The following is a 7,244-nucleotide window of genomic DNA, read 5'->3' on the forward strand; positions in this document are numbered from 1 at the left end:
GGCGTCACGTCCTCCGCGTGAGGGCGCCGAGGATCGCGACGAGCACGCCCAACCCGACCAGCACGGCACCGGCCACCAGCGTCAGGTCGAGCCAGTGGTGCATGCTCGCCGCCGCGTGGTCGACCATCACCTCGGCGACCCGCCGGACGTCTGCGGTGGTGCCATTGAGCGCGTTGTTGACGTACCGGCCGCCGATCTCCATGCCCGCCCATCCTGCCGCGCCGACGAGGAGCGCCGAGACCCCGAGGCTGGTCAGCGCCTTCCCCCGGCGGCGCGCGGCGATCACCGTCAGCAGCGCGAAAACGCCGCTCCCGACCGCCGCGCCGATTGCCACCCACGGTCCCCACCTCGCCAGCCGGCTGAATTGCCCCTGCCGCAACGACTGTGGCAGGGACGTCTGAGAAACCGTCAGCGGGACAGTCAGATTCGCGGGCACCGTCACGTTGTGACTGCTCAACACCTGCCTCAATGAGCTGTCCTTGAGCATGGGGGCAACGTCGATCACCCATTGATCGCCGTTCTGGCCCGACCGTGGGTCGGTGAACAACCAACGGTGCGCCGCGCGGTTCGCCTGGGCGAACAGCGGCGGAAACTCAGGCCCGGTGGTGAAGGCGGCGGCGACGTCGTGCACCTGCGCGCCGTCGACCGGGTAGCGCGACCCGCCGCGCGCGGCGATCAGCACCATCGCCCGTGTGGTGAGTTCCGCTGCCATGGCAGACTGCAGAGCCGGATCGCCCGCCGCTTTCTGCGCCAGCGCGGCGTAGCCGCCCTCGTCGACGATATTCAACTGCAACCAGGCGGCCGGGACCGCTGCCGCCAGGGTGAAAGTCGTTGCCAGCCACAACAACAGCGCCGCCGCGATTCGCACGCTTTTCGCAATCCAGTGCGCGGTCTACTGAATGATGCCCCGCAGATAGGCGGCCTGCCCAAGGTGCTGGGCGCAGTCGTCGATGATGCTCACCAGCCGCGCGCTGGCGGTCACCGGCGGGTCCCAGTTGGTGTCCACGATCCGGGACAGTTCCTCGGCGGTCACGGTGGCGATGTATTCCAGCGTGAGCTTGTGAACCGCGTGGTAATAGGAGCAGAGCAGGTCGGCGGGTGCCCTCACCTTCGCCACCTCGTCGGGGCCGTGGCCGTAGCCGGTGTCGTCGCGCGGCAGGTCCAGACCGAAGCGGTCCACCCAGCCGTCCCGGGTCCACACCTGCTCGACACCGGCGACATCGGCCAGTTGAACGTCCTGGACCCGGGCGCTGTGCCAGATGAGCCAGGCGATGCTGTTGGCCTTCGGGGTCGGCCGGTAAGCGGAGGCCGCGTCGGTCAGGTTGTCGGCGAGTTCGTCGACGTGTTCGATCAACCGGGTGAACGCGTCGCGGAGCAGTTCCTGGGCGGCGGAGTCGGTATTGGGCATACAGCGATCCTGGCACGACACAGTGACGCGGTCGTAGATTATTTAGATGACCTACGACCTCGTCATCCGCAACGGCACCATCGTCGACGGCTTGGGGGGTGAGCCGTACGTCGGCGACGTCGCGGTGAAGGACGGCGTCATCACCAAGGTGGCGGCCGCAGGCGGACGGGACGCGGTCAACGGCGACACCGCGCGGCGGGAGATCGACGCCACGGGCCTGCTGGTCACGCCCGGCTTCATCGATTTGCACACCCACTACGACGGCCAGGCCATCTGGTCGCAGCGCCTGACCCCGTCGTCGGCCCACGGGGTGACCACGGTGGTGATGGGCAACTGCGGAGTCGGGTTCGCGCCATGCCGCCGAGAAGACCACGACGTGCTGGTCGACGTGATGGCCGGGGTCGAGGATATTCCCGGCGTCGTCATGACCGACGGCCTGCCGTGGACCTGGGAAACGTTCCCCGAGTACCTGGACGCCCTCGAGTCACGGCCGCGAGACATCGATGTGGCCGCCTATCTTCCGCACTCGCCGTTGCGGGTCTACGTGATGGGTCAGCGGGGCGCCGACCGCGAACCTGCCACCCCCGAGGATCTCGCGAAGATGCGGGCGCTGGCCAAGGAGGCGATCGAGGTCGGGGCGCTGGGCTTCGCGTCGTCGCGGCTGACGATTCACAAGACCGAAAGCGGCTCGCCGATCCCCAGCTACGACGCCGCGCGGGAGGAGATCGAGGAGATCGCCAGGGGTATCGTGGACGGCGGCGGCGGCCTGCTCCAGTTCGTGCCGGACATCCCCGCCGGGGGCTATCAGCCGGTGCTGCAAACGGTTTTCGATGTCGCCGAGGACGTCGGACTCCCCGTCACGTTTACGTTGGTCGTCGCCAACGCCGGCGAGCCGACATGGCCGGACGCGATCACCATGATCGAAAAGGCCAATTCCCGGGGGGACGGCCCTGACCCACAAGTGACCGCCCAGTTGCTGCCCCGCCCCATCGGGCTGATCATCGGGTTGCAACTGTCCGCCAACCCGTTTGTCCTCTACCCCAGCTATCGCGAGATCGCCCACCTGCCGCTGGCCGAACGGGTGGCCCAGATGCGCAAGCCGGAGGTCCGCGCCCGCATCCTGGCCGACAAGCCCGGTCAGGGTCATCCCATCCTGTACGTGGCCCAGATGTGGGACTGGATCTTCCCGTTGGATGACAATCCCAACTACGAGCCGGACCCGGCTGACAGCATCGGGGCCCGCGCCCGGGCACGCGGGGTGAACCCGATGGAGGAAGCCTACGACCGCCTGCTCGACGACGACGGCCACGCCATGCTGCTGGTCGCCACCAGTAACCTGCAGAACAACTCGCTGGACACCGTCGGAGAGTTGCTGCACCGCGAAGACGTGGTGCTCGGGCTTGGCGACGGCGGCGCCCACTACGGCATGATCTGCGACGCCAGTTACTCGACCTACTTCCTGGCGCACTGGGCGCGCGACCGGTCCTCGGGGCGATTCACGGTCCCCGAGGCGGTGCGCGAACTCACCTCGGTGCCGGCCCGCGTGGCCGGCCTCGAGGACCGCGGCCGCATAGCCGTCGGCTACAAGGCCGACCTCAACGTCATCGACCACGCGGCACTGCGGCTGCACAAGCCGGTCATCCGTTACGACCTGCCCGCCGGCGGGCGTCGGCTGGACCAGACCGCGGACGGCTATGTCGCCACCATCGTTTCCGGGGAATTGATTGCTGAAAACGGCGTTCCCACCGACGCCCGGCCCGGCACATTGGTCCGTGGACGAAAGCCCGCCCCGGTAGCTGCTCGATAACGCCACGCGGCCCCCCCTTTCCCGGTTAAGTTAAGTCAGTGACGAGCCCGCATTTTGCGTGGTTGCCGCCTGAAATCAACTCGGCACGAATCTTCGCCGGACCCGGAGCGGCGCCGCTGCTTGCTGCGGCGACGGCCTGGAACGGCCTCGCCGAGGATCTGGCGTCGTCGGCATCGTCGTTTTTCTCCGTGACATCGGACTTGGCGAACGGTTCCTGGCAGGGCGCGTCGGCGGCGGCCATGTTGGCCGTCTCCACCCAATACGTGAGCTGGCTCAGCGCGGCGGCGGCCCAGGCGGAGGCCGCATCGAGCCAGGCCTCAGCCATTGCGGCGGCGTTCGAGGCCGCGGTGGCGGCCACCGTGCAGCCGGCCGTCGTTGCGGCCAATCGCACCCTCGTCCAGGCGTTGGCGCACACGAACTGGTTCGGCATCAACACGCCGGCGATCATGGACACCGAGGCCGCTTACGAGGCGATGTGGGCGGCGGACGTGGCGGCCATGTTCGGTTACCACGCGGACGCGTCGGCGGCCGTTGCTCAGTTGGCGCCCTGGCAGCAGATCGCGCACAACCTCGGCATCAACCTCGACAAGGGCCTGCTCAACTTCGGTTCCGCGGCGTCTACGACGGGCGGTTCGAGTGTCGGTGGGGCGAGCGCGCACGGCGGTTCGACTCCCGGGGTCGGCAGCACGACACAACCGAGTTCGAGCACCGCTACCGGGACCAGCAGCAACCAGAATCTGGGCTACGCGAATTCGGGCAACAGCAACATCGGGCTCGGCAATCTCGGCAATAACAACATCGGCTTGGGCAACACCGGCAACAACGACTTCGGGATCGGGCTGACGGGCAATAACCAGTTTGGCTTCGGCGGCTTCAACTCGGGTACCGGCAACGTCGGCTTGTTCAACTCCGGCACCAACAATGTCGGCTTCTTCAACTCCGGTACGGGAAACTACGGCATCGGAAACTCGGGCATCTCCAGCGCCGGCGTCGCCAACCCCGGCTTCTTCAACACCGGCATCGGCAACGCCGGCCTATTCCCGGCCGGCCCGGAGGCCGGCCTGCTCAACTCCGGCTACGTCACGGGCGGAGTCAGCGCGGCCTCACTCAGCTCGAGTGTCCTCAATTCCGTCAGCGCCTCGACCGGCGGGCTGACCGCGAGCCTGCCGCCTCCAGGTCTGCTCAACCCAGGGATCGCCGCCGCCGCGACCGGCCCGGTCAACGCCGGAATCGTCCACGGCCTCGAGTCGAGCGGCGCCCATGCCGCCGTCGCCGGCGTGGAGAGTGGCCCCACGCCGATACCACCCGCCCTGCGCACCACGACGGCCGGCCAGTCGGGCTTCTTCGCCGGCGCCGGCAACGACGCCGGTTTCCGGAATCTGGCCACATCCCGTGAGCCGGGGATCCCTAGCTCGGGCTTCTTCGCCAAGGGTGACGACGCACCCGGCGCCGTTGAGCCGGGCGTCGGCGTGCCGGAACTGCCCGAGTAGCGGCCCCGGCCGACCATGCGAACGAAGAAGAAGGTCGACATCAAGCGGCTCGCCGCAGCGCTCACCGACTACCCGTTCGCCTACCTGATCACCGTCGACGACGGGTATCGGGTGCACACCGTGACGGTCGAGCCTCAGTTGCGGGAACTCCCGGATGGCCCGGAGGGGCCGCGCGGGATGTTGGACGTCGGGCTCATCGGCGGCCGCACGCGGCAGAATCTGGCCGACCGCCGTGACGTCACCCTGTTGTGGCCCCCTCTCGAGCCCGGGGGGTACTCGCTGATCGTCGACGGCACCGCCGAGGTGACCGCGGAGGATTCAGCCGGCGACGAGGCCGTGCGGCTGGCGGTGGTGCCCACTCGTGCGCTGTTGCACCGCGAAGCCGCGGCCGGGTCTCCGACGGCGGCCAAGGGGTGTCTGCACGATTGTGTGGTGTTCTCGCTGCCGGCCTAGCTTTCGCGCCGAGCGTGGGCCTTAAGGACGCCTGCCGCCCCGGATACATCCATATCCCCCACGCTCGACGAGCTTGCTTCTGACACGCTCGACTATCGCGTCCGGCCGCGACAGCATTTCGGCGCTGACCCTGATCACGCACCAGCCGGCCGCTTCCAGCAAGGCGATTCGCTCGATATCCCAAGACCGCTGATAGCGATCCGCCCAGTGCTGGATGCCGTCATACTCGACCGCGACCTTCGGCCCGCGCCACCCCATGTCGACGCGGATGCGCAGATCGGGAAATTCGATCTGCGTCTCTGGCCGTGGCAGTCCCGCGCGTATTAACAGCAGCCGCACCCTGGTCTCCTGCGGCGACTCGGCACCGCCGTCGGCCAAGTCCAGCGTGGCCCGCAGCCGCCGGACTCCGCGGGCTCCGGGGCGGCGGTCGGCCACAGCGAGCACATCCGCCGGGCTGATGCCCGTAGCGTTGAGCAACGCGTCGAGGATCGGCAGCGCCGTGGCCACAGGCCGGCCGCGACCAATGTCGAAAGCGGTTCGGGCCGCGGTTGTCGCCGGCATTCCCCTGATTGCCCGCACCTCGCCGGCGGCCAGGTCGTAGCTATGGACGACAATCCCGCGCTGACTGTGCCGATCGGCGCGCACGACCTCGGCGGGCGCGGACGCATCCAGCCATTTGGTACCGAGCACCGCGGCTGCGGACAGCCCCGCCAATGTGGCGCCCGTCGACAGCCAAGCCGCGCGGGCTTTGGCGGCCGCGGTCAGCTCCGCGTTTCTGCCGATGTAGACGTCGCGGAACACGGCCCGGTAGCGAGTGCGCAACTGGCTGCGGGTGACGGCGCCGTGCCTGAGCGCTTCGCTGCCGCGGAACGGGTCCATGCCGGCATCTTTGGCACCGAGCCGCGCCTTCGTGTGCGCCGAGCGTGGGGCCTGTGGACAAATTCAGGCGTCTGGACGTACGTATCCCCCACGCTCGCCGACGGAAAAAGCCCGGCCTGCAACAGCAGACCGGGCTTTTTCCGCTCTTGACTCAGAAGTCCATGCCACCCATGCCGCCGGTCGGGTCGCCCGCGGGAGCGGCCGCCTTCTCCGGCTTGTCGGCCACGACGGCCTCGGTGGTCAGGAACAGCCCCGCGATGGACGCCGCGTTCTGCAGCGCCGAACGGGTCACCTTCACCGGGTCGGCAACGCCGGCCTTGAGCAGGTCCTCGTACTCACCGGTGGCGGCGTTCAGGCCGGTGCCGGCGGGCGAGTTGCGGACCTTCTCGGCGACGACGCCGGGCTCCAGCCCGGAGTTGAAGGCGATCTGCTTCAGCGGGGCCTCGAGCGCCACCTTGACGATGTTGGCGCCGGTCGCCTCGTCACCGGAGAGCTGCAGCTCGTCCAGGGCCGGGGCCGCGTGCAGCAGCGCCACACCACCACCGGCGACGATGCCCTCCTCGACGGCCGCCTTGGCGTTGCGCACGGCGTCCTCGATGCGGTGCTTGCGCTCCTTGAGCTCCACCTCGGTGGCGGCGCCGGCCTTGATCACCGCAACACCGCCGGCCAGCTTGGCCAGGCGCTCCTGCAGCTTCTCGCGGTCGTAGTCGGAGTCGCTGTTCTCGATCTCGGCGCGGATCTGGGCCACCCGCCCGGCGATGGCGTCCGGGTCACCGGCGCCCTCGACGATGGTGGTCTCGTCCTTGGTGATGACCACCTTGCGGGCCTTGCCCAGCAGCGAGACGTCGGCGTTCTCCAGGGTCAGGCCGACCTCTTCGCTGATGACCTGACCACCGGTGAGGATGGCCATGTCCTGCAGCATCGCCTTGCGGCGGTCACCGAAGCCGGGGGCCTTGACGGCGACCGACTTGAAGGTGCCGCGGATCTTGTTCACGACCAGGGTCGACAGGGCCTCGCCCTCGACGTCCTCGGCGATGATCAGCAGCGGCTTGCCGGACTGAATGACCTTCTCCAGCAACGGAAGCAGGTCCTTGACGGTCGACACCTTCGACGACACCAGCAGGATGAACGGGTCCTCGAGGACCGCTTCCTGACGCTCGGCGTCGGTCACGAAGTAGCCCGAGATGTAGCCCTTGTCGAAGCGCAT

Annotated in this window: 7 protein-coding genes; 3 read left to right on the forward strand and 4 right to left on the reverse strand. The window is 68.5% G+C overall.

Features of this window, described 5'->3' with window-relative positions; all coding sequences use genetic code 11:
* Window positions 1-4: 4 nt before the first annotated feature.
* Together JO059_RS07920 and JO059_RS07925 are read right to left on the reverse strand one after the other, a co-directional pair.
* Window positions 5-868, reverse strand: a complete 864-nt coding sequence (locus tag JO059_RS07920; protein WP_293315545.1) for a hypothetical protein — start codon at window positions 866-868, stop codon at window positions 5-7.
* Window positions 869-892: 24 nt separating this feature from the next.
* Complete coding sequence (locus tag JO059_RS07925; protein ID WP_293315546.1) at window positions 893-1,408, reverse strand: mycothiol transferase; 516 nt, start codon at window positions 1,406-1,408, stop codon at window positions 893-895.
* Window positions 1,409-1,454: 46 nt separating this feature from the next.
* Here JO059_RS07925 and JO059_RS07930 point away from each other — a divergent pair, with 46 nt between their 5' ends.
* The 3 genes from JO059_RS07930 to JO059_RS07940 are packed head-to-tail and all read left to right on the forward strand — an operon-like array spanning window position 1,455 to window position 5,158.
* Entirely contained in the window at window positions 1,455-3,215 is a 1,761-nt protein-coding gene (locus JO059_RS07930; protein ID WP_293315547.1) for an amidohydrolase family protein, read from the forward strand.
* 38 nt (window positions 3,216-3,253) lie between these two features.
* Entirely contained in the window at window positions 3,254-4,705 is a 1,452-nt protein-coding gene (locus JO059_RS07935) for a PPE family protein (RefSeq protein WP_293315548.1), read from the forward strand.
* A gap of 15 nt (window positions 4,706-4,720) precedes the next feature.
* The gene (locus tag JO059_RS07940) at window positions 4,721-5,158 is read left to right on the forward strand and encodes a pyridoxamine 5'-phosphate oxidase family protein (RefSeq protein ID WP_293315549.1); all 438 of its coding nucleotides are present in this window, start codon (window positions 4,721-4,723) and stop codon (window positions 5,156-5,158) included.
* 21 nt (window positions 5,159-5,179) lie between these two features.
* Here the strand turns inward: JO059_RS07940 and JO059_RS07945 are convergent, their stop codons facing one another.
* The gene (locus JO059_RS07945) at window positions 5,180-6,037 is read right to left on the reverse strand and encodes a DUF559 domain-containing protein (RefSeq protein WP_293315550.1); all 858 of its coding nucleotides are present in this window, start codon (window positions 6,035-6,037) and stop codon (window positions 5,180-5,182) included.
* Window positions 6,038-6,188: 151 nt separating this feature from the next.
* A partial coding sequence (gene groEL / locus JO059_RS07950; RefSeq protein WP_293315551.1) for a chaperonin GroEL occupies window positions 6,189-7,244 on the reverse strand: 1,056 nt, incomplete at its 5' end.

Source organism: Mycobacterium sp. (genome assembly GCF_019247615.1).
GTDB lineage: Bacteria > Actinomycetota > Actinomycetes > Mycobacteriales > Mycobacteriaceae > Mycobacterium.